Origin of the sequence: Paenibacillus sp. VTT E-133280 (assembly GCF_002264385.1) — a bacterium.
GTDB lineage: Bacteria > Bacillota > Bacilli > Paenibacillales > Paenibacillaceae > Paenibacillus_AQ > Paenibacillus_AQ nitricinens.
In genome coordinates, this window is record NZ_NFUX01000009.1 from 52,144 (window position 1) to 77,210 (window position 25,067).

The 25,067-nt window shown below is 40.7% G+C and carries 20 protein-coding genes and 1 pseudogene; 5 read left to right on the forward strand and 16 right to left on the reverse strand.

What is annotated here, in order from left to right; all coding sequences use genetic code 11:
• Positions 1 to 53 precede the first annotated feature (53 nt).
• The 4 genes and pseudogenes from CA600_RS32095 to CA600_RS06190 all read right to left on the reverse strand — a co-directional run.
• A pseudogene (locus CA600_RS32095) lies at positions 54 to 2,018 on the reverse strand (hypothetical protein); the annotation flags it as partial.
• Between the two features lie 153 nt (positions 2,019 to 2,171).
• Complete coding sequence (locus CA600_RS06180) at positions 2,172 to 3,011, reverse strand: carbohydrate ABC transporter permease (RefSeq protein ID WP_094869387.1); 840 nt, start codon at positions 3,009 to 3,011, stop codon at positions 2,172 to 2,174.
• A 15-nt stretch (positions 3,012 to 3,026) separates the two neighbouring features.
• A complete protein-coding gene (locus tag CA600_RS06185; protein ID WP_094869388.1) occupies positions 3,027 to 3,965 on the reverse strand; it encodes a carbohydrate ABC transporter permease in 939 nt (312 codons plus the stop codon).
• Positions 3,966 to 4,036: 71 nt separating this feature from the next.
• Positions 4,037 to 5,380 (reverse strand): ABC transporter substrate-binding protein, encoded by a 1,344-nt coding sequence (locus CA600_RS06190; protein ID WP_094869389.1) that lies wholly within the window; start codon positions 5,378 to 5,380, stop codon positions 4,037 to 4,039.
• Between the two features lie 298 nt (positions 5,381 to 5,678).
• Here CA600_RS06190 and CA600_RS06195 point away from each other — a divergent pair, with 298 nt between their 5' ends.
• Positions 5,679 to 7,517 carry a sensor histidine kinase gene (locus CA600_RS06195; protein ID WP_094869390.1) on the forward strand — a complete coding sequence of 613 codons (1,839 nt, stop codon included), beginning with the start codon at positions 5,679 to 5,681 and terminating at the stop codon, positions 7,515 to 7,517.
• A 30-nt stretch (positions 7,518 to 7,547) separates the two neighbouring features.
• A complete protein-coding gene (locus tag CA600_RS06200) occupies positions 7,548 to 9,161 on the forward strand; it encodes a response regulator (protein ID WP_094869391.1) in 1,614 nt (537 codons plus the stop codon).
• A gap of 168 nt (positions 9,162 to 9,329) precedes the next feature.
• Here CA600_RS06200 and CA600_RS06205 read toward each other — a convergent pair whose 3' ends face one another.
• From CA600_RS06205 to CA600_RS06225, 5 genes are all read right to left on the reverse strand, one after another.
• On the reverse strand, positions 9,330 to 9,812 hold the full coding sequence (locus tag CA600_RS06205; protein WP_094869392.1) for a DinB family protein: 483 nt from the start codon (positions 9,810 to 9,812) through the stop codon (positions 9,330 to 9,332).
• Between the two features lie 225 nt (positions 9,813 to 10,037).
• Positions 10,038 to 10,685, reverse strand: a complete 648-nt coding sequence (locus CA600_RS06210) for a sugar O-acetyltransferase (protein WP_256989761.1) — start codon at positions 10,683 to 10,685, stop codon at positions 10,038 to 10,040.
• A 12-nt stretch (positions 10,686 to 10,697) separates the two neighbouring features.
• Entirely contained in the window at positions 10,698 to 11,081 is a 384-nt protein-coding gene (locus tag CA600_RS06215) for a VOC family protein (RefSeq protein WP_094869453.1), read from the reverse strand.
• Positions 11,082 to 11,109: 28 nt separating this feature from the next.
• The gene (locus tag CA600_RS06220) at positions 11,110 to 12,462 is read right to left on the reverse strand and encodes an MATE family efflux transporter (RefSeq protein WP_094869394.1); all 1,353 of its coding nucleotides are present in this window, start codon (positions 12,460 to 12,462) and stop codon (positions 11,110 to 11,112) included.
• Complete coding sequence (locus tag CA600_RS06225; protein WP_094869395.1) at positions 12,459 to 13,079, reverse strand: sugar O-acetyltransferase; 621 nt, start codon at positions 13,077 to 13,079, stop codon at positions 12,459 to 12,461. Before CA600_RS06225 ends, CA600_RS06220 begins: the two co-directional genes overlap by 4 nt.
• A gap of 141 nt (positions 13,080 to 13,220) precedes the next feature.
• Here CA600_RS06225 and CA600_RS06230 point away from each other — a divergent pair, with 141 nt between their 5' ends.
• Positions 13,221 to 14,111 (forward strand): AraC family transcriptional regulator, encoded by an 891-nt coding sequence (locus CA600_RS06230; RefSeq protein ID WP_094869396.1) that lies wholly within the window; start codon positions 13,221 to 13,223, stop codon positions 14,109 to 14,111.
• 213 nt (positions 14,112 to 14,324) lie between these two features.
• Here the strand turns inward: CA600_RS06230 and CA600_RS06235 are convergent, their stop codons facing one another.
• Entirely contained in the window at positions 14,325 to 15,236 is a 912-nt protein-coding gene (locus CA600_RS06235; RefSeq protein ID WP_094869397.1) for a DsbA family oxidoreductase, read from the reverse strand.
• Between the two features lie 152 nt (positions 15,237 to 15,388).
• Here CA600_RS06235 and CA600_RS06240 point away from each other — a divergent pair, with 152 nt between their 5' ends.
• Positions 15,389 to 15,727, forward strand: a complete 339-nt coding sequence (locus CA600_RS06240) for a winged helix-turn-helix transcriptional regulator (RefSeq protein ID WP_094869398.1) — start codon at positions 15,389 to 15,391, stop codon at positions 15,725 to 15,727.
• A 15-nt stretch (positions 15,728 to 15,742) separates the two neighbouring features.
• Here CA600_RS06240 and CA600_RS06245 read toward each other — a convergent pair whose 3' ends face one another.
• Positions 15,743 to 17,731 (reverse strand): elongation factor G, encoded by a 1,989-nt coding sequence (locus CA600_RS06245; protein ID WP_094869399.1) that lies wholly within the window; start codon positions 17,729 to 17,731, stop codon positions 15,743 to 15,745.
• 280 nt (positions 17,732 to 18,011) lie between these two features.
• Positions 18,012 to 18,971, reverse strand: a complete 960-nt coding sequence (locus CA600_RS06250; RefSeq protein WP_256989762.1) for a methylenetetrahydrofolate reductase — start codon at positions 18,969 to 18,971, stop codon at positions 18,012 to 18,014.
• Positions 18,972 to 19,238: 267 nt separating this feature from the next.
• On the opposite strand from CA600_RS06250, the gene CA600_RS06255 reads away from it, so the two are divergent.
• Positions 19,239 to 19,637, forward strand: coding sequence for a cytidine deaminase (locus CA600_RS06255; protein WP_094869400.1), 399 nt, complete (start codon positions 19,239 to 19,241; stop codon positions 19,635 to 19,637).
• Between the two features lie 134 nt (positions 19,638 to 19,771).
• Here CA600_RS06255 and CA600_RS06260 read toward each other — a convergent pair whose 3' ends face one another.
• The 4 genes from CA600_RS06260 to CA600_RS06280 form a co-directional block, all read right to left on the reverse strand.
• Entirely contained in the window at positions 19,772 to 20,146 is a 375-nt protein-coding gene (locus tag CA600_RS06260; RefSeq protein ID WP_094869401.1) for a hypothetical protein, read from the reverse strand.
• Positions 20,147 to 20,513: 367 nt separating this feature from the next.
• Positions 20,514 to 21,452: an ATP-binding protein gene (locus tag CA600_RS06270; protein ID WP_179281552.1), complete on the reverse strand. Its 939-nt coding sequence runs from the start codon at positions 21,450 to 21,452 to the stop codon at positions 20,514 to 20,516.
• The gene (locus CA600_RS06275; protein WP_094869404.1) at positions 21,433 to 23,436 is read right to left on the reverse strand and encodes a Mu transposase C-terminal domain-containing protein; all 2,004 of its coding nucleotides are present in this window, start codon (positions 23,434 to 23,436) and stop codon (positions 21,433 to 21,435) included. Before CA600_RS06275 ends, CA600_RS06270 begins: the two co-directional genes overlap by 20 nt.
• Positions 23,433 to 24,977 carry a TniQ family protein gene (locus tag CA600_RS06280; protein WP_094869405.1) on the reverse strand — a complete coding sequence of 515 codons (1,545 nt, stop codon included), beginning with the start codon at positions 24,975 to 24,977 and terminating at the stop codon, positions 23,433 to 23,435. The genes CA600_RS06275 and CA600_RS06280 overlap by 4 nt, the downstream gene beginning before the upstream one ends.
• Positions 24,978 to 25,067 lie beyond the last annotated feature (90 nt).

Here is a 25,067-nt window from a genome sequence, read left to right on the forward strand (position 1 = left end):
GCCGTATTATTCTCGTTCTCCCAGCCCAGATTTGCGAACCAGCTGTAATGCTGCAGTGTAACAAGACCTGCATCATAGTGAATCCAGCCCGACCACGGATCACGCGCGCTAACTAGTTCCTTAAATGAATATTGTCCACCCTCGTAGAATGAACCGATGGCTGGCTGATAAATAAAATGCGTCCGGCGGGAATTGACGAATCCTTTAATAATCGTATTGCTCATCTCCAGCGGACTGCCAACACCGCCGATGCCGGTTCCTTCCACTGTAGGGTCTTTCACATTATTGTTGGGACGGAAAGCAGAGTTACTGAAGGTTGACTGCGCCTCACTGTTCCATACTTCAATATCATATTGCTCTGCGAGCTTTTTGAAATTTCCTGCGCTGTCGTCGTCAGTGTTATAGTGATATCCGGCGATCGGAGCCGCATCCCTTAGTGAAGCGTCGCTTACCATACTGCCGCCAAAGGAACCGATCCCTACTTCATCAGAGATCACAACCTTGATCTGGTTATAGAGCGCTTGCTCCTCTGGACTTGCAAAACCTTCGTTATCTGTTTTAACTCGCTCAGCGTACTGTTTGGTCCATGTCAAATCCGGCGAATGCTCGTTGATATGAGGATTCACGTAGTCGACCATATAACCATACTCTCGGTAAGCGGCAAGAATCGTCTTTTTATACCAGGTATAGATTTTATCGTTGTTGCTTGCCCAGGCCGGAGCACTCCATCGCAGAATGCTGACCTTGAGACTCGGATTCGTAGCCTTGGCGTCTGCCGCAAGCTAGAATCCGGGATGCCGGGTGACATTGGCTTCTTCATCGGCCGTACGCATGGTAGCCGGGTCCGGACCGGTAGAATTGTTGCGGTCATTGCCCATCTCGATTTTTACATGCGTCATAATGGGATGATCTCCACCGAACAGAATCCGCAGCATCTCCATGTATGCATCCGGATGCTCTGCCTTATAATCCATCAATAGGGCACTGGTGCTGTTGGCACTCAGTACGCCAAATCCCTTGAACGTGAGGCCGTTGACATTGTCTGCTTTAATATCGTTGCCGTCGAGCAGAACCTTGACCATAGAAGCTGCGGTCTGCCGAGCCTCTTCGATCTCTTTCTGAATCCCGCCCTTAGCAATGGCGAACCAGCTCAAGATAGGTTTCTCACCGGAAACATAGGCATAGGTTAATGTCATAGGACTGCTAGCGTCGATATCACCGGGAATAGTGAATTCGCCGGAAATAAGCTGAGTGACATTAGTATTGAATGGTGCAAACGATATCGTCTTTGTTACCCCATTTGTATCCTTATATTCGATCTGAGGCTGTATTACTCGAGTGCGGCTGCCATACCAATCATGGAAACCACTACTGAGTGTATAAGTTCCAGCTTCTGGAGCCATTAATTTATATACAATATGATTGCTAGTAGGGTCGGCACGAAGTCCTACTGTCCATATGGATGGATCAGTTGCAGGATCGGCAAGTCCCCCGTCTTTGGAGTTTTTCACTTTGTTTATGGAATCATCAAATCCCCAGATTGTCGTTCCGCTGACATATTTCTGATCCGGTGACTGGTTGATTAGCAAGCTACCTGTCAGCGTTTTGACTGCTTCGTACAGCGGCGAAGCAGTAGGGACATTTCCTACGGAATCTCCCCCCCTGCCGCTATCCACAAAGTAAACCAATGGATGGTTTGAAGATGGGATAACTTCTACGCTGGCAACAACCGGTTCTCCGTTCGCTGTACCAGTTACTGACACTGTGTCATAAGGTACGGCAAAGGTATCTTCGCCAATATTCCATTTCACAGTTGCAGACTGGCCTCCAATATCAATGCTAGCAGGCAAAGTAGTTTCTGCAGATGTCTGCACGCCCATATGGGCAGCTGCGAAGATCGGATCCATTGTAGCCGCAAATACAGTTGGCATATGGAATGCCGGAAACATTCCTACTACGAGCGCAGTGGTCATCATTATTGAGATTAACTTTTTTCCAATGGCGTACTTTCTGTTCATTCTCTAATCCTCCTTTTTGCTGCAAATAGCTTTTCGGTATGCTCCATGCTGGAATTTGTCAACGGCAAAGACAACAAGAAAGCGCATTCATTTCATAGGTAAGCTAAAAAAACTGGCAGCATGCGAAGACTGCAACTGCCAGGTTCAACCTATCTAGCCTTTAATACCAGATGCTGCGACGCCTTGCACGAAGTACTTCTGAAGTGCCAAGAAAACAATCACAACCGGAATAATGGAAACCACACTTGCAGCCATAATTAGACCGTATTCGGCGGAATATTGCGAAATGAACATTCGGAGTCCAATTTGAATGGTCTTAAGCTTTGTATCCGTCAAATAAATCATTGGTCCCAAAAAGTCATTCCATGTGGCAACAAAGGTGAAGATCGTCAATGTGGACAAGGCTGGCTTAGATAACGGCAGCATGATTCTCGCCCAAATCCCATATTCGCTCAAGCCATCGATTCGGGCCGCCTCGCATAATTCATCTGGGACTCCCTGATAGAACTGGCGCATCAGAAATACTCCGAAAGCCGAGAATGCCTGCAATAGAATGATTGCCAGATGGGTATTATTAAGTCCCATGTAACGCATCAAGATAAATTGCGGCACCATATATGCCTGCCAAGGAATCGCAATCGTAGCGATATATCCAAGGAATAATACATTTTTTCCTCTGAATTGCAGTTTGGAGAACGCATAAGCAGCAAAGCTTGAAGTCAGTAGCTGCAATATCGTTACGATAATTGATAATTTCGCTGTGTTATAAATGAAGCGGTCCAGCGGAATTCGGGTCCAGATATCCACGAAATTCTCCCAGCGCGGATTTGCCGGAATCCATTGCATCGGAAACGAGAACACATCCTTGTTCAGCTTGAGTGAAGAAGACAACATCCATATATATGGAACAAGCATACAGAGCACTGTCGCAAATAACAAAATATACACTAGCACCATTGTGCCGATTCTAATTCCTTTATTTGTACCCACCATATCTTTTGAATCCTCCTATTGTCCGTATTTCTTCTCGCCGCGGAACTGGACGATGGTGATGCCAAGTACCAGCAGAAACAATACAATGGCCATGGCGCTGGCATATCCGTAATCAAGCGAACGGAACGCCGTATTGTAGATTTGATAAACCATAACCCTTGTAGAATCGTTCAGCTGGTTATCAGCGCCGGCAAATAGGTTGATAAAGATATCGTAGACTTTGAATGAATTGATGACTAGAATCATCAGCACAAAGAAGGAGGTAGGCGCCAGCTGAGGGACCGTCACATTGCGGAACCTTCTCCATGCATTGGCTCCATCAAGTTCAGCAGCCTCGTACAATTCAGGGTTGATCCCCTGAAGACCTGCCAAGTAAATGACCATGTAATACCCCATGTTTTTCCATACCGTAAACAGTATTACGGTGAACATCGCCCAGTGTTTATCCGCTGCCCAGCGGGGAAGCTCCTCCAGTGGGATGCCGGTAAGGGTATGCAGAATATTGTTGATCGGACCCATCGTAGGGCTAAAGATAAAGTTCCATACGGCAGCAACAGCTACCAATGAAGCTACATATGGGAAAAAGAATACGGTTCTCATGAAATTGCGGGCCATTATCTTCTGATTAAGCAGAATGGCCAGCGCGAGCGCCACAATCATAGTGAACGGTACTACGCCAATAGTGTAAACAATGGTATTCCATAATGCTTTGTGAAATGTTGTATCTTTGATAAGCCGGGTGAAATTGTCCAGTCCGATATACTTCATTGGATTGGCCCCGTCCCATTTCACAAAAGCAAGAATAAAGGCAAAGAACATGGGTACCAGCGTAAACACGGCAAATCCGATAAAGTTTGGCGCAATGAAGCTGTAAGCTACCAGGTTTTCCCGGACACCTTTAGACAAATGTCGTTTAGGGATCTTTTTTGTACCCAATATGGTTTCGTTCTGCATGCTTTCTCCTCCAAACCTTCTATAAAAGGCGGGCATACACCCGCCCTTAGAATTCACCAACTCTCTTCAGGTTAATTGTTCAAGAGCTGCTGTACGCGCGTATTCATATCCTTCAAACCTTCGTCGATCGAAGCGTTCTTGGTCATAATGTTATCGTGGGCTTCGTTCAGGATGACTTCAATATCTGCACTCTTTTCATGCATTGGCATTTCCAGATACGTCTGAATCGTAGTCAGTGCTGCTTTACTGTTCTCATCCGTAGGGAAACCGTCAATGGATGTGATGGATTGGATAACTTCATCGTTCTTAATCGCTGGAATGGTTCCGGTGGAAGCAATGACTTTGGCACCTTCTTCACCCGTCACAAAGTTCATGAAATCAAGGGCAGCTTCTTTATTTTTAGATTTCTGATTTACAGCCAGGGAAGTAATTGTACCTAGGGTTGTGCCTGCTTCTACACCATCCGGGTGAGGATATTTCACAATTCCCCAGTGGGTTGATTGGGACTCGCCGCTCTTCACCTTTTCAATTTGTGTCGCTATAAACCAGCTACCCATATTCATCATGGCAACGGAATTGTTGTAGAATACACCAGAATAATGCGTACTTGAAGTCTTCAGTGTGGCGTAATCCATAACGATTCCATCTTCCTGTTCTTTCAAGATCCGTTCATAGGTTGGCTTCAGGAAATCATAGTTGCCACCAACAACGTTGTTCTTGCCGTCTAGAATACCGAACAATTGAACTGCACTCCGCCAAGTATGGTAGTGGGCTCCATATACTTTTTCAGCACCACTGCCGGAGGTCATTTTTCTAGCTAGTTCATCATATTGGTCAAATGTCATATCGTTGCTCGGGTACTCCACTCCTGCTTTGTCGAACAAATCCTTATTGTAGTAAACGACCCAGAAATCACTACGGAAAGGAAGCGCATACACTTCGTCGTTCACTTCGATCTGTTCTACAGTACCGCCGTAAACGGATGGATCAATGCTTTTGTCGCCCATAAAGCCCTTGAGCGGCTCCAAGTGATTTTGTTTCACGAGGTTTGAGTATCCAGGAATATCCTTAATCGTAAGAACATCCAGATCGGCACCGCCGGACAACTGTGTACTTAGCATGGTCATATAGTCCGTGGAACCAAGATCGACATATTCGATTGTTACATTCGGATGCTCAGCTTTATAGGCTTCGATCAACGGCTGGTAGTATGCTGTGGCTTCCCAATCCCACAATGCCCATTTCAAGGTCACAGGATCCTGTTTCGGTTCAGCGGAAGCGTTTGCAGAATTGCTCTTTTGTGGAGCAGCTGTTGCAGCACTACCTTCGTTGTTGTTATTACCGGAACATCCGGCCAGCGCACTTAGGGAGAGTATTGTGGCGAAAGTCATGCCATAGAATCTTTTCAATTTCATATAAAAATCCCCTTTTCCTTCTGATTGTTTACACTGATCGGCTCATCCGATCTATTTCAAAGTTTAAGACTTTCCCATCTAGAATGGCATGTATTTTCAAACTCAGTTCATTCACTTTTCTTTGTTCTTCTTTTCCTCCTTGCTTCAAACCTGTAAAATCCTATTTAAAACATGTAAATTTCTCAGCTCCTCTGCCGTCCACTGTATGGAATTGCAGGAATATGCTATGTTGTTAATATGGATATCGGTAAACTAGTTAAGCATATTATAAATTATAAATAGAAGATTCACTTTACACATGCATTTATTCAAGGATATTTTTGAAACCGCTTTATATATTTCCGCATTTCGTAGAGGAGTGTTCACAACGGTAAGAAAATCCACTATTAAAAGCCGTATTATTCTCATCATGACTCTATTCGCGCTACTAATCGCCGCTCTGCTGTCTTTTTTCAGCTATGAATTGATCACCTATTATCAGCGTAAAACAACCATTCAGGCGACCGAGTTCAACCTTCAGCTGGTTTCCCATATTATTGAACAAGATTTGATTAATCTGTCCTCTTTGGCGATGACCAGCAGCACCAACTCGTCCACCAATACATTACTTACTGATTATTTTGTATCTCCAAAGGCAAGTGCCAAGGATGCTGTTAATGTCTTTAACGCCATGCAGGAGGATTTTCGGATCAACCGCTCCAATAGCTATGTCCGCCGCTTGATTGTGACGGGTAACAACGGAAAGTTCCTCCAGTTGGATAATTCCGTCAGTACTTCTATTCCACTTACTGTTCACAATATCGGTCAAATTCCCGGTCTTAACAAAGATGCTGTGGAGCAGTGGGAACAAGTGATCAAGGACCCGCTCTCCACCACGAACGGAATCCCATTTATTCTACCGATTTACGGAGATGGTGCTGCCCGGATTGGAACGGTTTATTTACTCGCTAATACTTCCTTAATTACCGACAAACTGAAAGGTTATTCCCTGCCAGAGAATTCCCGAATGCTGCTAACGCTCGGCAACCATCATTATCAGATCATTGGCGATAAAGTAATTTCCATTACACAACCTTATGAACCGGTATCCTATACCAATGAGAAACCTGTTGGACCACAAACCGAGCTGTCCATGATTAAGCTGGAGGAGGAAGAAAGCCAAATCCTGGTCTCTTATCCCGTACGCAGCGGTGTGATTCTGTCTCAGACCTTACCTAATGACTTGTTCGCACCCAAAACAAATATATGGATTCTAGTCATGCTCGGCGTTTGTTTATTGGTTATCGTCTTAAGCGGCATTATTACCTTGTACTTAACCCGTACCATCAGTCTCCCGGTAGAGAAATTAAAGAAGCGAATTGATAAGATTGCCCAGGGCAATTTCCTACTGGACCGCAATATTGAATGGAATAGTGAGCTCGGTGATGTCGGACGGGGGATCAACCGACTGTCTCAGGACATTGTTGCACTCATGGATAGTCAACTTGCAGACGAGAAGCAGAAACAGGAGTTGGAATACCGGATGTTACAGAGTCAGATCAATCCCCACTTTTTATACAATACACTGAATTCGATCAAATGGATGGCTACGATTCAGAATGCCACCGGCATTGCAGAAATGACTACCTCACTCTCCAGATTGCTGCGCAGCATTGCCAAAGACAACCGGAGGCTAATGCCGTTAAAAGATGAGCTAAGCCTGCTTGATGACTATTTTCTGATTCAAAAATACCGGTATGGCAGTACGGTCTCGATGGTGATGGAAATTGAGAATGAGGGACTGCTCTCCGGCCTGATTCCCCGTTTCACGCTACAGCCCCTGGTTGAGAATGCTATCTTCCATGGCATCGAGCCCAAAGGTAGAGGAGATATACTGATCACGGTGAAGAAAAGCGGTTTTGCCGATATCCTGGTCACAATTGAAGACAACGGTATTGGCATGAAGGAAGAACAAATCTCTACCATTCTGTGTGATGCGGAGGATGAAGCTAAGGGTGTGTTCGAGAACGTTGGACTCCGTAGTGTAAATGAGCGTTTACGGCTAGCCTTTGGGGAGAATTACGGTCTTTCGATTGAGAGTGCGTTGGGCCGATATACCCGAATGAAAATCCTTCTACCCTATATGCAAAAAGAGTAGATTGGCAAATCTAGCAAGGATGTGGTCATATTGATCAAATTATTAATCGCCGACGACGAAGCTCTAGTCTGTATCGGCTTGCAGTCTATGCTGAAATGGGAGCAATATCATATAGAGATTGTAGGCATCGCGCACAATGGTGCCCAAGAAGAAGAAATGATTGACACCCTCCGCCCGGACATTGTAATCAGCGATATTAAAATGCCAATAAAAAGCGGTTTGGAGGTTGCCGCTTCAGTACGCCAAAAATATGGTCGTCTTCCATTGTTCATTATGTTGACCAGTTATGAAGAATTTCCATACGCGCGCGCAGCCATAGAGGTACAGGCCACCGATTATCTCGTAAAGCTGGAACTCACACCGGAAGCACTGGCCGAATCCATTCGAAAGGCGATCTCCTTTCTTGAAAGCTACCAGACGATGGAAAGCTACCCTAAACTTGTTCACCGCAGCAATCTTCAGGCGCAGCGTGATAAATTCTTCATTCGTCTATTCAACAACCTGTTCGAGAATAAGAACCAGTACCTTCTGCAGATTGAGGATTTGGCGTTAGATTTGTCCGAGCCCGCCTACCTCGTATGCACTTGCCGGATTCTAGGACCGGATACTGTCCCACCCCGTGGGGATAAGCTGGTCGCCTTATGTTCAAGTACAGTACAAATGGCAAAGGACACACTGGCTTCTATAAAGCCCTGCTATGTAACCAGTCTGGACTTGCGCAATTTTGCCGTTGCTCTGCCTGTCCCCGGAGTAGATCCCCGTAACTGGATGTCTGACATTGAGAAGCAACTTAAAGACATGGCATCTGTACTACATAACTATTTCAATGTAACGATTATTGGTGCCATAGGGTTTGCAGTCGAAGACCCTTATTTGCTGCGGGAGAGCTATCTAGCAGCCCGAAAGGCATTGCCGATTGCCGTGAAAGAACGGTCTTTTGTTTTCTTTGCAGAAGGTGAATCACTTGAGCAGGAGCATTCACTCTTTGATTTCTCCGAATCTCGTTCGGAGATCCGCCGTGCTTTTGAAGAACTAGATACCCTTGCTTTGTACACCATCATCTCCAAAATGATCGAAATCTTCGAAGACCGGCCTGACTTATTGGTAACCGCTACCGATGCTGCCTGCAATATTCTATATATGGCTACTTCGCTTCTTGCGGATGGAGAAAACATTGTCGAGCATATCTTCGAAAATGAGCCGGAAGGTTACCGGTCCATCTATCAGATGCATACAATTGAAGAAATCGCCGGCTGGTTGGTTAAGTTCCGTGACGGCTGCTCGGAAATTCTCTCTACTCGAAGACAAAGCTATAAAGAACAAATCGTCAAAAATGTCCAGGAATACATCAAAAGAAATCTCGGCACTAAGCTTTCACTGAACCAAGTGGCAGATGTCTTTAATTTCAGTCCCAACTATTTGAGCCATCTGTTCTCCAAAGTCGCTAAGGTCAACTATGTGGAATATATCACGGAAACCAAAATCACTGCAGCCAAGGAAATGATGGCACGAGGAGATGGGCGTATTTACGAAATTTCACAAAAACTTGGTTATGAAAGTGCCTTCTATTTCAGTAAGGTCTTCAAGAAAGTGACGGGGAGTTCTCCCAGAGAATATATGCAACAAATTGAAACAGGTCACTAAGTGATCACCGAACCCAGCAAAGGAAGCTGCAATCCTACGCAATAATAGATACGACTCCATCCGGCAACAAAAAATCTCGTTTCCGAGACAAAGGTCTGGGGAACGAGATTTTTTGTTCGTAATACCAGCCCTATTCGGTAAGCTATCACCAGAGGCAAGTACCCGTAATTATTTCATTTGAGCTTGTTCTTCTCTAGTAGGACCAATTACGCCTGGTACAGGAAGACCTGCTTGACGTAAGAGAACTGTCATTTGACCACGATGATGTGTCTGATGATCAATCAGCGATCTAAGCATAGCACCACGAGGCGTTAATCCAGCAAAGGTCTGCACACTCTCAACCATTTGTTCGTCCGTTAATTTCTCTACTTCAGAAGCAATATTAGCCGCAATGTTCTTATAAGCCTCAACAATCACACTCGCTTGAGCTGGAACTTCCTTCGGATTACCTACTGGAGTAAGTGTTAATCCTACCTGACCCCCAAAGAACATCGGACAGGTTGCCAAATGCCAACCTAACCATCCCAATGAGCTGTGACCTTCCACAATTACCTGATCTAATTTATCATCGGTAAGCGATTCAAGAACACGAATTGTCCCTGCAGAAGCACTTGCCCAATCTCCTAGAAAATCTTGAACTGTTCTGTACATTTTAAAACTCCTTTATTAGTCGTTAAGCAACGATTACTTAGTCATACCCATTAAATTATAACCTGTCACATGACTTGTTACAAACAATCTAAAAATGTGATTTTTCATTTTAGTGTGAGGAAAAAGGGCTTTTCGTAATATTCATGATTTCCGCATAATATACATCCCTCTTCAGCGGTCTCTATTTAATCAAAAATCTGGTCTATGGTTCAGGATGTTACATTTCTACTCGATTATATCGCAATCTGAAAGTATTTCCAGTTTATGGCGCATGCTATCCAAATTGGTTATTTTACGGATTACTTTACACGGTACACCTGCAGCAAAAGAATTTTCTGGGATGTCCTGGGTCACGACACTACCTGCACCGATTACGCATCGATCACCAATCGTAACACCTCCACATACCGTTACATTTGCTGAGAGCCAAACATCGTTACCAATGCTAACAGGCTTAGCATAGCATAAAGACGCAGCATCACCATTTTGATCAAGCATTTGCCTGCGCTCGGAGGCAACGAATGGGTGAATAGGTGTAACGATGGTTACATTAGGTCCAAAACTCACATGATCACCTATCGTAACCTGTGCATCATCCTGGACTGTAAGGTTATAGTTTCCAAAAAAATGATCACCAATTTTTGTATGAACACCATAATGAAAAAAAATGGGACCCTGGATAAAACTATGCTCACCTATGCTATCAAGTAACCGTGACAATATCGCTTCCCGCTCCTCTGTCTCATCCTCAAATGTTCGACTATATTGGCTGCTCAAATTGTGGGCGAGAAGCTTTATACGCTTTAGTTCTGTGTTACCTGGATTGTATAATATCCCTTTGAATATTCGCTCTTCTTCTGTCAAAAGGTTCACCTCTTTTAGTTTTTAGACAGTAAGTTCAATTTGAATGTTTTCCGGCCCTAAAATACTGCTTTCATAATATCCGTCACCTGTGGTCCGCGGCCCACTTAACGTTCTAAAGCCCGCTTCTGCCAATTGCTTGGTTAGCAGATCGACTTGTTCCTTACTGCCTAAGCTGAAAGCTAAATGAGTTAAGCCCGTCCGCAAGAGATCATGAACTCCTTCTACCATATCCGGTCTGCTCATAATCTCCAATCTCGCGCCGCCCGCAAACGTGAGGAAATAGGTTCTTAATCCCGTTTTGGGATTATGATATTGTCTATTTGACTCAGCATTAAAAAATTGACTATAAAATTGTCTACAGCTCTCTAAATCTTGTACATACATAGCAATATGTTCAATTTTCATATAAATCTCCCTTCCGTCACTATATGTTTTAGTTTCGAACATAATCCCTCGTAATATCGTTAAGCCATTTAAATTTAAAATAACGCATTAAGGCAATCGGGGCTTTAATAACCTCGTCTAAATTGAGGATAATAAATATCGTTATAGGGGAGAGATGCCACACAAACGCACTCATATATCCTAATGGTAATATGATGCCCCACATTACAATCGTGTCACACCAAAAGCCAAATCTAGAATCCCCTCCAGCAACAAATATTCCTCCAATTGTCGTGGAGTTTATCGATTTCGGAAGACAACAATAAGCACAGACAAGAAGCATTCCACTCAAATAAATTTGTGCTTGATCATCCAAATTGACAAGCAGAAACACTATAGGCTTCAGTATTAGCAAAGTGATACCTGCAACGATACCAAACAAGATAGCATATACATTTAATATTTTCCCAGCTTTTTTAGCCATTTCAATTTCGCCATTGCCTAGATATTTACCAACAAGCACGGAACCACCACTTGCAATACCTCCACATAATACAATAACCAGATTCTTGACGACCGAGGCAACTGAATTTGCAGCGACCATATCTGCATTAACATGTCCAATAATTGCAGATGTCACAGTTAATGCGCATCCCCAAACCATATAATTTCCTTGGACAGGTAGTGTATACCTCAAAAAATCCTTAATCAAATTACGCTGAACCATGTCACGTAAAGGTAACCTAAACTTTATATTTGATTTGATCGAGTGGATGATACAGCAACCAAATTCAACGATACGTGCCAAAACTGTAGAGAAAGCAACTGCCACTATAGCCTTTTCTGAATTACCCGGATAAAGTATGAAAATACTTATTACATTCAAGAGAATGTTCAATATAAGGCACATAGAACTGATCCAGGCACTCACACGGGCATTTTCCATGCTTCTAATTACACTAAAGTACATTTGGGATATTCCGCTTATCAGATAGGAGAACGAGATCACTCGCAAGAAACTCGATCCATATCGAATCAACATGTCGTCATTTGTGAAAAAACTCATTAATTGATCCGGCACCAACAGTGATATCCCAAAAAAGATAGCGGATATAATAATAGACATCGTACATCCGATATTAAAAACCCGTTCAATGGTCATCAAATCTTTCTTTCCCCAATACTGAGCAGTCAAAATCCCCACTCCTGCAGCCAATCCCATATAAAACAGTGTTAAAACAAATGTAATTTGCCCAGCCAGCGATACGGCAGACATTGTAGACTGGTTTACAAAACCTAACATGAATATATCTATTGTCACGGCTAACGATGAAATGAGGTTTTGTAAAGCAATCGGAATGACCAAATTTAGCAATTGGCGATTGAATTGCTTATCTCTCATCTCAAGTGTGCTTCTTCATCCAGATCTTCTTTAGTGATCTCTTTGTCCTTGTAATAGTATTTTAGGTCATGTTCATTAATGGTACGCATCACCCTGCATGGATTGCCCACTGCAATGGAGTTAGCCGGAATATCTTTTGTCACAACACTGCCGGCACCAATAACGGTATTTTCTCCAATCGTGACCCCAGGACAAATTGTAACATTCGCCCCGATCCAACAATTATTCTCAATTTTCACCGGATCAGCATACATATATCCTCTGTAATCTGGATGGATTGGATGTCCCACTGTAGCAATCGTTACAGATGGACCGAACATAACATTTTTTCCGATAATAATTTTAGTGTCGTCCACAAAGTTACAATTAAAATTAATGTACGTTCCATCACCAATCTCAATGTTTGTACCATAGCAAAAATAAAAGGGTGGTTCGATCCACGCCTTCGTTTCTCTTCCAAATATCTCTTGCATGAGTTGTGTACGCTTATCTAGATCATCTGGCGTTGTTAAATTAAAGGCATGCATTTTTCTTTTTGCCTGTACTCTGTCTTCAGGCAGTCCTTCACAGTAATCAGTAAATAGTTTCCCGGAGGCAATACGTTCTCTCATTGTCATGTTTCTGGCTCCTTATAAAATCTATTGGATTTTGTGTTATTGTCGAGCAATATCAAAATTGTATATTTTCTATATAGTCCTATCCACCGAAATCAAATATAATTCTATTAAAATCGTATTTTGTTTGAGGGAGATGTGATTGTGAGTGTAGAACTGGAAGTATTCTCCGATTTATCGGAAGAACTAAATTATAATCTTCCTGATTTTCCGCTATACGTACGAAAAGGAGCACTGAATCATTTCGATAAATATGCAGCAGCATGCCATTGGCATCCGGACCTGGAATTTATTTTAGTGCTAGATGGGAAGATGGAGTATTTTGTAAACGGAGAAATTGTGCTGATTGAACGTGGTAACGGAATATTCGTTAATAGCAAGCGTATGCATTACGGTTTTTCCACTAAAAAATTGGATTGTACATTCATAGTCGTTGCTGTCCATCCTTCACTACTCGGAATAAGCACACATGTAGGCAAAGTATATTGGGATGAGAAATTCGGTTCTAATACTGAAGACTATATTATGATTACTCCACAAAGCACGTGGGGAAAGGAAATCCTGCATTCCTTACATCGGATTTATGAAGAAATGAACAGCACTCCTTGCAAGCCACTACGTCTTCTTTCACTGGCTACTTCACTTTGTGCAGACGTCGGAGATCATATACAGAGGGTTCCTGGGCAGATAAATGATGACCAGTCATGGATTGCCGTTTGGAAAATGACGGGATTTATTCATCATCATTTTGACCTTAAAGTGACCCTGAATGACATCGCTACCGCTGGGTCTGTTTGCAGGAGCAAATGTTGCGAGTTGTTTGGCACGTACATTGGCCAAACGCCTAATACTTATCTGATGCGATATCGTATTCAAAAGAGCTCCGAGATGCTGATGGGAACTAATCGATCGATTAGTGAAATTGCAATGAACTGCGGATTTCAAAGTGCGAGCTATTTTTCATCAGTTTTTCGTAATGAGACTGGATTGACGCCTCAGAATTACCGGAAGAAATCTCGAATACCTTCCCATTAGCTTGTTGACGGGTGCTTCCCAATATAATTCCGTTATTTTATTTATCATTTTCCATTATTTTATCCTCCTATTTGGTTTATCAAATTCTATTTTTTATGTTGTAATAGCTTATTTTTCGGTTTGGCACTCGCAATCTCAAATCCACCCTCTCGAATGCCAAAGAAGCCAGTAATTCCAAAGTAACCTTTGGCTTACTGGCTTCTTTCATTATAATCAAGATACAACGTATGATTCACCTAAAATATGCTTAATACTGTATGATCCCTCTATCATATCCGTGGCTATAAATGACTCCATATCACCAGATTCAATATCATACAACACTTCAATTTCCTTATAGAACAAAATGTTTCCTTCTTTGATAAGTTCAGAGAGAGATGGAACATTTTCAGCTTTTACATCTCCATTGTAAACTTGTTGAAGTCCTTCGACATAGGCTTCTAATGATCGTGCCCCCACAATTTTAACACCTTTATTTTCTTCATTCACCATGATAATGGTTGGAAATCCACGTACACCAAGTCTGCCTGCTAACTCAAAATCCTGCTCTAACAAATCTTGTGCCGATCCAAGAGCAGCATCCGCCACTATTTCTTCGCCATTTAGCCCAATGTTGTTGACTATATCAACTAATGTTTTCTCCTCTCCAATATTCTGATTAAAGGCGAATACAGCTTCTCTTGCCTGACGCAAAAACTCATTTTCTTTACCCGGATATATATTTTGTATAACCTTGTATACTCTAGATGGCGGATACGAAGAAAGAATCGGATTGTTTTTCCACAAAGAACCATCGATAGGCATACGTGAATGTAAACCAACTTCTCTCCAATGCTCCGCAACATCTGAAGGCTGTTGAATGCCATTGGAGACATCTGCAAAACCATGCCAGCTAGAAAGCAAACCACCCATAATCGTCTTCACGTTAAAATATTGACCATACTGCAGAATAAAACGATTAAGTACCGGCTCAAGCGCCCAACAGTGGGAACAGATCGGATCTGTTGCATAGTAAAGTGTGATTTTGGGGGACTGTAGATTAAAGTCGATCATTTCCATTTGCTCTTCATCCCCTGGCCCACAGACACCGGTTTTAAGGTCACACATCATATTTGAATTATTCATATATCAATCACCTTTCGCTGGAGAATCAAAGAAAGTGCCCTCTTGTAGAAGTTCTTTGTATGGAAGTATTATAATACCAGTACAAATTCAAACAAGTACGTTTATTTTTAATACTAAGTATCTTTAATAATACTATTGGAGAGGAGTTATGTATGAAATACGAATTTAGACTTGATCAATTATGTCCTGCAACCTTCGCATTCCATGTAATCAGCGGAAAATGGAACCTCCCGATCCTAGCCATTCTTAGTGAGAACGACAACATACGCTATAACGAGTTAAAAAGAAGACTGCATGGAATAACAGGGACTACCTTAACCAACGCACTGAGGGATCTTATAGAATATGGAATCATTCATCGGGAGCAGTATAACGAAGTGCCACCAAGAGTTGAGTATTCTCTGACTTCATCTGGAAAAGAATTAGTGCCTTTAATTGAATCCGTTGTTGAATGGGGACAAAGAAATATTGGGATGAAGGATAATTCCTAGACTGCTTTCTCACTCCTATTCCTGAATCTCCAAATGCATATACGAAGGCGCTTCATCCCAAGGAACGCTATATCCCGCTCCCTTTGCACAGAACATAGAGCTGGAGGTGTACTCAGGATCAGCGCTGCGGTCGTATCCAATCCTTGCGATGACCTGTTCTGGGTTATGACATGGCTGATAACCGCCTAACTTCATCGAGATTGCTCCCTTTCCCTTCGTGAATGAAGCAAGCTCTACTGCATAATGCATGAACGTCGCGACAGGCGCACGTCCCTGAATAAACATCGATTCACCTAGCATTTCTGGCGGGTCAAATTCACCATGGGCCAGCTGTATATCAGACATTACGCGTCCGATAAGCTCCGCATCGACTTTGATTTTGAATTGATAATAGGGTTCCAGTAGAATCTTGTTTGCTTGCTCCAATCCCTGCCGCAGTGCCCGCAGTGTCGCCTCCCGAAAGTCACCGCCATGCGTATGCTTCTGATGCGCTGCCCCGGTTAAAAGCGTTATATACAGATCGGTGACGGGAGAGCCGGTAAGAACTCCACGATGGTCCTTTTCAAGTAAATGCTGACCGACGAGATGCTGATACCCTGTGCTGAGCTGCTCAACATGGCATGTACTGCGATAGGTAATTCCCTCACCACGTTTCGCAGGCGCAAGCCGGAGATGCACCTCTGCATAATGCTTTAGAGGTTCGAAATGCCCACAACCAATCACAATGTCTGCGATCGTCTCTTTGTATAATATCTCTGGCTTGGAGAACGATACCTTGAGCTGGAAACGGTCTAACACCACCTGCTGAAGTACCTCTAACTGGATCATTCCCATCACATGAACATGAATCTCCTCCAGCTTGTCCTCCCATGTCACTTGCAGCGTAGGGTCTTCGGCTTGCAGGATCATGAAATAGCGCAGCACTTCTCTGGATGATATCCCCAAATTGAATACAACTTTGGATTTCAACGCTGACACAAGACGGGATTCTACTTGATCTGAATGATTACCTATACCCAGTCCAATGACTGCATCGGTTAGGCCCGTAACGGCAACAAGCTGTCCCGCGGTGGCTTCATCGCATGAAGTATATTTCCCCCCATGATAGATACGAATAGAAGTGATTTTCTGGCTTAACTCCTCATGTTCTGAAGTGCTATAGCAGAGATCCTCCCGTACCCGTAACTTTCCAGCTAATATCTTCATAAAAGTCAGTCGCGTGCCTTGCAGTTCATGACGCACCTTATATACTCGTGCCCCGAACACTGCGTTAACTTCATAAGTCGATTCCATTAGTAGTTGCATCGTCTGCATCCATTCCGCAATCCCCTGATCCAATAGAGCTGCTCCACTCATAACGGGAAAAACCACCCGTTCTTTAACCATTTGTTTCAGCGTAGCCAATACCTGCTCAGGATAAATGTTGTCTTCGAGATATGCCTCCATCAAGGCTTCATCTCGCTCAGCAACGGCGGTAATGACCTCTTCAGGCAGCATGCTCTGTTCTAGACCTTTTGCCAAATACAACATATCCGGCGAAAATTGCTGCCTTAACGCTTTTAGTACACGCTGGACGTCAGCACCGGTACGATCTATTTTGTTAATAAATATAAAAGTGGGTATGCCATATTCCTGTAGCAATTGCCAGACCGTCTCGGTATGCCCTTCAATGCCCTCCACAGCACTTAAGATGACTACCGCATAATCCATGACCTGTAAAGCGCGCTCCATCTCAGCTGAAAAATCGACATGCCCCGGTGTGTCAATGAGCTGATACGATTGTTCGTTATATTTCATCACCGCCTGGTCAGCAAAAATCGTTATGCCCCGTGCCCGCTCCATCTCATGACTATCCAAAAAGGCATCCTGATGATCGACTCTCCCCCGAGTCTTAATTCCGGAAGCATGGTATAGGAGCTGCTCTGCGAAGGTGGTTTTGCCGGCATCAACATGTGCTAGCAGTCCGATGGTGATTGGTGATGCTTCTGACAGTTTATAATACATATTTCTACCATCCATTCAGTCAGTCTGTTATATAAGAATCGTAGCCGAAATCTAGTAGCTTGTACAGAATCTCTCACCACCGACAGTACAATAATGCAAGAAAGGCACTAGACTAGCTATTGAGATGATGATTATGTCCTATTAACTTATAAAAAACCGGTAACCCTTAACAGAAAGGATTACCGGCTCAATGAATAGTTAAAAACCCTTCGTAAGCTCTTCACTAGTAGTTTATTCAATGCGATAACGTTAATATTTCTAATTTCCTTAAAACAATAAATCATCTACTCTCTGGACTCAACAGCTTTTTATCTAGAAATGCCTTTACATCTTTAGCAAGCTGAATGGATGCTTCAATTTCCAACTTAGTTGTTGAAACACTTTCAATGCTGCATCCAATTGGAATTCCCTTCTCCAGCCCGAACTCAAATAGTTCTTCAAATATTTTTTGAGATAGCTGAATGGATTTATCCAAAATGTCGTTCGAGTATTTCAACTCGTTTTCTAACCATCCCGGGATACTGATCCCCAACCATTTCATAAATTGTAATGTTTTCGCTGTGCCACATGGTGCAAGATTAAATAAAATAGGAACCATTTCAAAACCCTTATTTGTATAGTAATAATATAAATCAGACAATAAATTCTTTGATGCCTCTACATTATAAGTTGCCTGAGTGATAAAAAAGTTGCATCCATTGTTAATCTTTTCGACAACCCGTATATGCTCATCATTCTTTTTTATATGTCTTTCAGGAATGACAACTCCTCCAAAATTCAAATTACTATTTAACTGTTTGCTTAGTTTATAAGCATCTGGTAAATTCAATTTCACCTCCTGCTTACTTGACGAAGCGCCCACATACACGGAAAATCTGTCTTCACTTTCGTCAGTCTTAATCCAATCCGCGAACGAAGCTCTTGTATCATTACCGACGCACCGATAAATTATTTTCGGGACCTCCACTTGTCTTAGATATTTATCACCATAGATAGCCGGATCAATCGTTGGTAAATAGGGGTAAGGTCTTTCATGATCAACTCTTTCTGCTTCCTCCTGGACGTCGTAAAGAATTAAAGCATCTAAATCAACGTTTTGAAGTCTTTCAACCTGTTTCTGTGCAATTTCTGATATCTTTTCTGGTGAATGGCTTGCCTTCGGTGGTGTCATCCCATATGTTAAAATACCAGGTTTCTTGCTTAATATTTTTTGTTTAAATGTACTCCCTGCCGCTCCCAAATTAAAAAACTCCTCTACACGTCTCTTTTAAGTTAAGGCTACCATGGCAGGCTTAATATGTATAACTTATATTTACTATATCTAGTTATATTTTAAAGCTATGATTCCCTATTGGTACTTATCGAGTAGTACATCATGGAGACGGAGCTTCTAGATTTTAATGTTGACAACCATTTGGTCTGACTATAATATTAGAAGTCCTGCCAACCTTAAAGTTGGCGATAAGGGGACCGAAAGGTTCATTCTTATTTAAAAAGGGTGAGTATTATGAATAAAGAAGAATTAATGGAAAGCGCACGTAACACAAAGAAAGCTGCTTATGCCCCTTATTCTAAATTTCTAGTTGGAGCAGCCTTATTACTTAAAGATGGAAATGTTATTAATGGAGTAAACGTAGAAAATGTATCTTTTGGTGCTACTAATTGTGCAGAGAGAACAGCAATCTTCACAGCTATTACAAAGGGCTATACTAAAGGTGATTTTCAGGCTATAGCTGTAGCAGGTGACACAATGGATTTTCTGCCGCCATGCAGTATCTGCAGACAAGTATTATCGGAATTCTGTTTGCCCGACATGCCTGTCTATTTAACCAATGAGAAAAAAGAAATCTTAGAGCTGAGTTTAAGGGATTTATTGCCTTACGCATTCAAAAATTTAGATATGTAAAAATAATACCTACCATAGTGGAATATCAAAAACACGCGTACCTGTGTTAGACAAGTACGCGTGTTTTTGTGTTAAAAAGCTTAGTCAGAACACAGAATTCACAGACCAGACACACCGCGTAAATACGTTGTGACTTACCAAATCGCAATTCCAACCTTATCTTTTTCTTTAAGTACTACCTTTATCATTTCCAAAGCATTTCTTACCCCAAATTCAATAAATTCTTTATCATAGTCTGTATGTAGTTCTATAGTATCTAAATTATCAAGCAAAATAAGGAATTCACTTTCCAGTTTTTCTATTCCTTCATCAAATGCAAAAATATTCGTATTCTTTAAAGAATATATTAACTCACATCCGAGTTCACTAATTATATCATTTCCCCAGAGAGTTTTTCTGCATGATTCGAAACCAAACAAATTATTATGTGGTGCGGGTACCTGCTCCTCCAAAAAATTAGTATCTACAATTATACTTCCCTTTTGAATTACACTAATTATCAAACTCATATAGTTAAAACCTCTCAATGATTATCTATAATTTTTGAAAAAAAACAAGCGATCCATTGAGATTAAAGGTTAACACTTCCTCTCGATGATCGCTTGCTTTTAGTAGCTATGCATAGTTACATTTTTAGTTTTTGTGATGTGCCAACAAAAACGGGACAAAACAACCTAAATAGGCCCCTTTTTGCCACATATAACGAGACGGATGTGACACCAAAAACGGGATAAACAGCCTTTTTGTCATCAAAAACAGGATAACTTAAAATTTGAAATAAGTTATCCACAAGCACCATGAAAATTTGAATCCTAGATTGAAATATAACAAAAAAAACGAGGGTTTGAATGCCCCCGTTCATCGCTTTCGCTGCAACTACTCCAAAAACGGATTCGTCTTAGCATATCCCTTATAATCTTCATTGATGAACTTGTTCTGAGCAAAAGCTTTGGCAAAGTGCTCAAGTTCAATACAGTTCTCGTGTTTCTTCATAGCAATCCAAGCAGCGTCTTCAATTAATTTCTTGATCGAATAAATTAAACCATCTGTTGCCTGGAATATTCTACTCGCCGTATTCGATTCGCTAAGACCAGACAATTTTACAAAGGGGAGAAGTTGATCGAATTCATGTAATAAACGTATGAAATTTTCCTGCTGTTTACCTGTATCAAATTTAAAACGCTCTAACTTTACGTGATCAGGAACACGCTTTTTGAGTTGGATGCTATTCTCCAAGATTACGGTCGAATTCAGTTCTGGATTTCGTGGATCATCCAAACCAAAAAATACAAATGCAACGCCTGTCAAATTAATAATGTCCTTAAATGTTTCGGAGACTTTGAAGAGTGTTTTCTTCTTGTCCCGATCGATGATATTGTGAAATTCATCAATCATAATAAATTCAATTCCTGTCACTTTGATCAGTTGAACTAATCGTGTTAATCGCTCTGCATTATTGCGACCGTGTTCTGGTTTAATGGCGCCTAAATGGCTGAGAAGCTGAACAATAAGCTCGCCATGTGTAACCGCATGCGTTAATGTTACCGCCAATATGTTTTTTTTAAATCGAATCCCATCGTCCCCCTCTTCTTCCCATTCTTTATAGTTTTGCTTAAGATATCGCTCAAAAATATAGGTTTTTCCTGATCCCACTTCACCCGTAATTAGCAAGGAAGGTGGCACTTTAAGGATTACCGATTTTTCATGACACTCCTTAATTTTACATAAAACTCCGTTAAACTTAGGGTATGGGATGACGATATTTTCGATAAGCTTCATTCGATCTGCAAACGTTTCACTCACCACTGGTATCATAATAAGCATCCCCCCAATCCTCATTATCATCATATACAAGATTTCCGTTAACATGGTTCATTCTTTCTTGATTCGCTTTGACTTTATCCTCAAGAACTTCTTTTTGAGTCTTTTTAGAAGTTGCATTGGAACCTTTCGTAGTGGCCTTGGCTTGATCTCGTTTTATTTTTTTATGTTTTTTCTGATCCGCCTCAATATAGTCGATCACATTCTCTATTGCCAGTGATTGCGTTAACACATCTTCTTGGCGTCTAATATTTTTGATTTCATCACGAATAGTTAAATGTACAGCTAAACTCAAACCCTTTGAATATTCTTGATCTAAACATAAAACCGTAAGATACTTTTTCGAAACATTAGTATCATCAAGAACATAAATTTTCGAAATATCATCTGGGTCATATTTAATAATTACTTCATTGTCAAGTCCCAGTCGCAACCGTTCTAATTTCAAATTCCATAATTCAGGCGAATAATATTTCAATCTACGAAATTGTATTCCATGATTTTGTACAGTTCTTTTTTTATAGGGAAATAGGATGATACTTAACTCAAACATATCCTTGTATTGCTGCGGCGGATCTTTTTTAACCCCTTCTTTCCATAATTCTAGGGGAAAGTTTTCAATGCCTTCATGAAATCGGATGGAGTAAACATCCAACAGCCACTCAAAAAATATTTTCATAAAGGTATTTAATCCCATGACTGCTTTTTTATCAGAATCGTATTCCTTATCATTTCTAATTTTTGTGTTAGAAAATGTGGTTCCTGGAATTTGATGAGCAGTCTGATAATTAGCAGTTTGAAGAAAGCGCTCCACTATACCCTTCGAATAGGGATGTTTGGTCTTACAGTATCGATACTTAATACCCAGTTGATCGCAGGCCAATCTCAAGCTCTTATTTCTAAATTCTTTACCGTTGTCCAGAAGAATAGTTTCTGGCAGTCCATTCGCCAACCAATCATTTTTCAGGTACGGATATTTTTCCTTTATATTTTTTTTACAAATTGTATTTCTAAGTGTCAGCATGGTCGTCACATACCCAGGAGAATCCATTCCAATATTTACACCAACGACATAACGAGTTTTCATATCCACAGCAACAGTTAAATGAGCCCTTGGTAAGGGTAATCTCGTTTCATCATCAACAAGAATTACATCAATTGGAGTTGAATCCATTTGTACGATTTCCAGTGGTCTCGTAGGCTTCTCCATCACACCGAAGTATCCCATTTTAGTTTGTACATATAGTTTTCCATATTGCTTCTTTGCAATTTCATATTTACTTATTTCCGAAACCACACGATACAGTGTTCTTAAACTAGGCATTTTTAATACTGGTTCTCCGTTCACCACTTTTACCTCGTTAATATGATGGAGTTTTGCTAAGATTAATTTATGAATATTTGGTATACTTCTTTTTTCTTTTACTAAATAATATTTTTTCAAAATATCAGTTGTTACGTTCCTAACTTCTTCACATATAAGTCTCTCTTGAGGCCCTTTTTTGTTATTATCATCAATAAGGCTTCGAATATCGTTTTCACTGTCAACGTATTCCTTAAGCCAATGATACAACCGAGTTCGCGAAGTTTTGATTCCTTGATTTTTCAATTCTGCCACCCGTTGGTTCACCCGCTTTGGAAAGCTAGGTTCATTAGGATCGTTTTCTAATAATGGTTCGATACACTTCAGTCTTTTTTCTGCTGCTGCTTTCTCATTCTCAGTCATGGACTCATAATCATTAATTTCGATCTCTTCATCAACTGTCTTGTCATTTTTACTAAGAAGTATTAAACGACTAGAATCCATCGTGTTTAACAATTCCAGAATTTCATCCGAGGTAAACTCACGTTCGACATTGAAAGCTTCTGCAAGTGCAGTATATACGCATTCACTTTCTTGATCAGGTGTATACGACTTACGAATGATCTTGTATCGCATCTTTTGATGAGTACCTACGTCAATCATGATTCTTTTCATATTTTTATCATCCCCTTTCTTGGATATGTATGGGTTTGATTTGCGAAAGGGGTGTTTAGTAAATGATTATTAAGATCATTTCTACTTGTATAAATATTTTTGAATGAACATTCTTCTTTAGAATTAGTGTACGTTGCCAAATTATTATCAATAATTACAGAAATAATTTCCGACACGCTAGCCTTGAATTCTGAATATGCTTGGAAAACCGATACCAAATTTTTATCCATTGATGCAACTGTGGAATTATTATTTTTCAGCTTCGCAACAAGTTCTTCAACTTCTCTCTTTTCAAAAAGATAAACAGGTGTCTTACCAGTTAATAAAAATGGGGTTAACAATTTTTTTTGAATCAGTTTTAGGATTACATCTCTACCTAAGCCTAGATGTTCCTTTAAATCTTCAATAGTTAATAATGATTCAATTTGCTCTTTCCAAAGACGTAAAGTACTAATTCTAAAAACTACAACTTTTTTCTCACGATAAATTCTGTATTCATGTGGCAGCTTGCCTGAATTCGATAATTGCTTAATATATTCATACGAATGTCCCAAATATTTAGCCGCTTCATTTAAAGTTAAATATCGAAAATCACAATTCTCAAGCTCCTCTTTCGAAAATAACTGGAAAGGATATGAAAAAAGGTCTTGTCTAATGTTAAATAAATAATGTAAATAATGTTTTTTTATCTTTGAATCTAAATTTAAGATGGTCCGCATTTGTTTATTTTTCAAACGTGAGTTTGTTATTCTTAAATGATCATAGATAGAAAATAACTTCTCCAAATTCAATGAATCAATAATTGAAAATACATAGGTGGTCAGCTCCGAAAGGTTGGTTATAACATCAGTATTATTTGCCTGATATCCATATAATAATTTTGCGTTATTGTTCTTACTCCCCGCCACACCATCAAGTAACCAGCAAATTGAATGAAATAAAGAAAAGAAGTCATCTGATTTATATGATTCACCATGTGCAGTTTTTATTGGTGTATTTGATATCAATGAATGAAATATTATTTCTTGTGACCGCATGACTTCGGTTTCTACATGAGTTGCTTCTATCATTTGATACGCTTTACCACATTCACATGTTCCAGAGAGTAAATCCTTTATTTTTACCTTTGAATGGCATTTAGAGCATTTATCAATTAAATAACGCTTATGTTTCGAACATGTAGTAATGATGCGAACATCCCAAAACATGCGATGATAATTTTTTTCTTCCAAACAAACAGGGCAAAACCTGGTGGTGTTATTAAGGTAATAATCTCTAACCTTTTTACTTTGAGCATTTTTTTCAAATCTCAAAAAGTTAAAGTTATACTTGTTCAAGAGCATACTCTCAAACATATGTTCATCTTCTACGATGTCTTTAATTTCCCTAAATTGTTTGTTATCAATTACGTAATTTAAGTTACTTATGATTTCTCCACCAGCAAGCAATGCTAAACTGTCAATATTGTTTCCCTTTGCAAATCGATACAAATAGCTATATAAGCTTTCTTCAGGTAAAGGCTTTGGTTTAAACAATGTCATATAATCACCTCTATTATTAACAATGTCCCGAGATTTTCAGAATATACAAAACTTCTAAAATTTTCTTTGGGAATAACAGGGGGATTGATA

What these genes read in the sequence shown, in the direction of transcription:
- CA600_RS06185 (WP_094869388.1), bottom strand. Translation starts at nt 3,965, where the DNA reads ATGCAGAACGAAACCATATTGGGTACAAAAAAGATCCCTAAACGACAT.
- CA600_RS06190 (WP_094869389.1), bottom strand. Translation starts at nt 5,380, where the DNA reads ATGAAATTGAAAAGATTCTATGGCATGACTTTCGCCACAATACTCTCC.
- CA600_RS06240 (WP_094869398.1), top strand. Translation starts at nt 15,389, where the DNA reads ATGAAATACGAATTTAGACTTGATCAATTATGTCCTGCAACCTTCGCA.
- CA600_RS06235 (WP_094869397.1), bottom strand. Translation starts at nt 15,236, where the DNA reads ATGAATAATTCAAATATGATGTGTGACCTTAAAACCGGTGTCTGTGGG.
- CA600_RS06255 (WP_094869400.1), top strand. Translation starts at nt 19,239, where the DNA reads ATGAATAAAGAAGAATTAATGGAAAGCGCACGTAACACAAAGAAAGCT.
- CA600_RS06260 (WP_094869401.1), bottom strand. Translation starts at nt 20,146, where the DNA reads ATGAGTTTGATAATTAGTGTAATTCAAAAGGGAAGTATAATTGTAGAT.
- CA600_RS06180 (WP_094869387.1), bottom strand. Translation starts at nt 3,011, where the DNA reads ATGGTGGGTACAAATAAAGGAATTAGAATCGGCACAATGGTGCTAGTG.
- CA600_RS06275 (WP_094869404.1), bottom strand. Translation starts at nt 23,436, where the DNA reads ATGAAAAGAATCATGATTGACGTAGGTACTCATCAAAAGATGCGATAC.
- CA600_RS06225 (WP_094869395.1), bottom strand. Translation starts at nt 13,079, where the DNA reads ATGACAATGAGAGAACGTATTGCCTCCGGGAAACTATTTACTGATTAC.
- CA600_RS06270 (WP_179281552.1), bottom strand. Translation starts at nt 21,452, where the DNA reads ATGATACCAGTGGTGAGTGAAACGTTTGCAGATCGAATGAAGCTTATC.
- CA600_RS06245 (WP_094869399.1), bottom strand. Translation starts at nt 17,731, where the DNA reads ATGTATTATAAACTGTCAGAAGCATCACCAATCACCATCGGACTGCTA.
- CA600_RS06195 (WP_094869390.1), top strand. Translation starts at nt 5,679, where the DNA reads ATGCATTTATTCAAGGATATTTTTGAAACCGCTTTATATATTTCCGCA.
- CA600_RS06215 (WP_094869453.1), bottom strand. Translation starts at nt 11,081, where the DNA reads ATGAAAATTGAACATATTGCTATGTATGTACAAGATTTAGAGAGCTGT.
- CA600_RS06205 (WP_094869392.1), bottom strand. Translation starts at nt 9,812, where the DNA reads ATGTACAGAACAGTTCAAGATTTTCTAGGAGATTGGGCAAGTGCTTCT.
- CA600_RS06280 (WP_094869405.1), bottom strand. Translation starts at nt 24,977, where the DNA reads ATGACATTGTTTAAACCAAAGCCTTTACCTGAAGAAAGCTTATATAGC.
- CA600_RS06220 (WP_094869394.1), bottom strand. Translation starts at nt 12,462, where the DNA reads ATGAGAGATAAGCAATTCAATCGCCAATTGCTAAATTTGGTCATTCCG.